The sequence below is a fragment of the Candidatus Aminicenantes bacterium genome (genome assembly GCA_026393795.1).
Lineage (GTDB): Bacteria > Acidobacteriota > Aminicenantia > UBA2199 > UBA2199 > UBA2199.
Genome location: JAPKZL010000309.1, coordinates 1 through 1,699, shown reverse-complemented (window position 1 = coordinate 1,699; position 1,699 = coordinate 1). Strand labels below are relative to the sequence as shown.

Genomic DNA, 1,699 nt, shown 5'->3' with positions numbered 1-1,699 from the left:
GCCGGAACCATTCGTCTCGTTCATCGCCGTTGCGTACTGCCCGCTCCAGCCAATCCAGCGCCGCGACGGGGTCGCCGGCCAAGGCATAGAAGTCGGCAACATCCAACGTGCTCTCGGTGGCAATGGCGGCATACTTCAGGGTTTCCTTGTCCATTTCCTTGTGTGCTTCTGCATTTTTCCCTTCCAATATCAGTACCAGCGCCCAGGAAATCTTTATTATGTAATTTTGCCGATTGGCCGCAGGCAGGCGTTCCAGGGTTCGTCGTGCCAAAGGAAGGTTTACGGCATCGATATAGGCTCGGGCCAGTTTTTCAATCGCATATATATTTTTTGGATCCTGCTCCAGAACCTTTTCCTGTTCTCGAATCGCTGCGGTGATGTTTCCTTGAAGACGATATCCCTCTCCCAGCATCATCCTCGCCGGGAAAAAAAGCGGGTTATGTGCCAGGATGTCGGCGTGCAGCTTCTGGGCTGTGGCGTAATCCCCATTCAATAAATAGTAATTCGCCAGCCAGTTTTTCCCGTCTTCGTCATCCGGGGATATAGCCAGCGCTTTTTCGGCTTCAATTCGTACAGATTCCTTTCGGGCGGAATAGTAATATATCGCAGCCAGAGCCGAATGGGCTCGGGCTGAATCCGGATCATCTTTCAGGGCCCGCCGCAGCTCCTCCTCCGCTTTGTAGATCCACTTGGAATCGTTGGAAATCCCGATGTCAATCATCAGAAAAAATGTGAAGGCGTACCAGGCCCGCGCCTCGGCGAAGGTGCCATCGAGGGCCAAGGCGCGTTCCAGCATCTGCCTGGCTCGCAGCAGGTCCAATTGCGCATTTAGGAAAAACAGCCCTTTTTCAAAATATTCATTTGCCTCGGCGTTTGCCGACCTCTTTTGCGAACGGTGGGATTGTGGCACCGATGCGGTTTCCCCGCGTCCCGCTTCGGGATTGTGCTTAAGTTTAAACCACAGCAGAATGGCTAGGATGGACAAAACGATCGAACCCAATGTCAGGACCAGCCGGCGGCGACTCGGCTGGCCGGTTGCCCGTCCCAACGCCGCGGTCTCGGTGGTCGGCTGTTGCGATCCTGGTGTTGGTATGGAGATAGTGGGGGGCTCTTGTTTCAGCAATGTTTTTTTAATCGCTCGCAAATCCACCAGCATGTCTTCCAGGAATTGATACCGCTCGCCGGGGGCCTTGGCCAGGGTTTTGCTCACGATGCGTTCCAGCTGCAGTGGCACGCCGGTTCGCAAGGATGTCAGGGGAGCCGGGATTTCGTTTTGGATGCCATACATGATGGACTGGGGATATTCGCCGGCAAACGGGGGGCGCCCGATGAGCATCTCATAGAGCACGACGCCCAGTGACCATATGTCGGTTCTGCGGTCCGTCGCTTGCCCCCGAACCTGCTCCGGGGACATGTAACTGACCGTGCCCATCGTCGTGCCGTCGCGCGTCAGAATCGTAGCGCCTGCGAGTTTGGCCAAGCCGAAGTCCAGGATCTTCACCCGACCATCTGCGCCGAGCAAGATGTTGCCCGGTTTGATGTCGCGGTGAATGATGCCTTTCTGGTGCGCCTGCGCCAGGCCTTCGGCCGTCTGTATGGCGATGTCAAGGGCTTCGGAAATGGCCAACGGCCCCTGCTTGATCCGCTCATTCAGTGTGTGGCCAGCATAGTAGGTCATGACCATGAACACCATGCCCTC

The 1,699-nt window shown here is 56.0% G+C and carries 1 protein-coding gene; it reads right to left on the bottom strand.

Annotation, left to right across the window (positions count from 1 at the left end):
* Positions 1-1,684, bottom strand: a 1,684-nt coding sequence (locus NTW95_15085) for a protein kinase (GenBank protein ID MCX6558731.1), incomplete at its 3' end; no start/stop codon positions are given.
* Between the last annotated feature and the right edge of the window lie 15 nt (positions 1,685-1,699).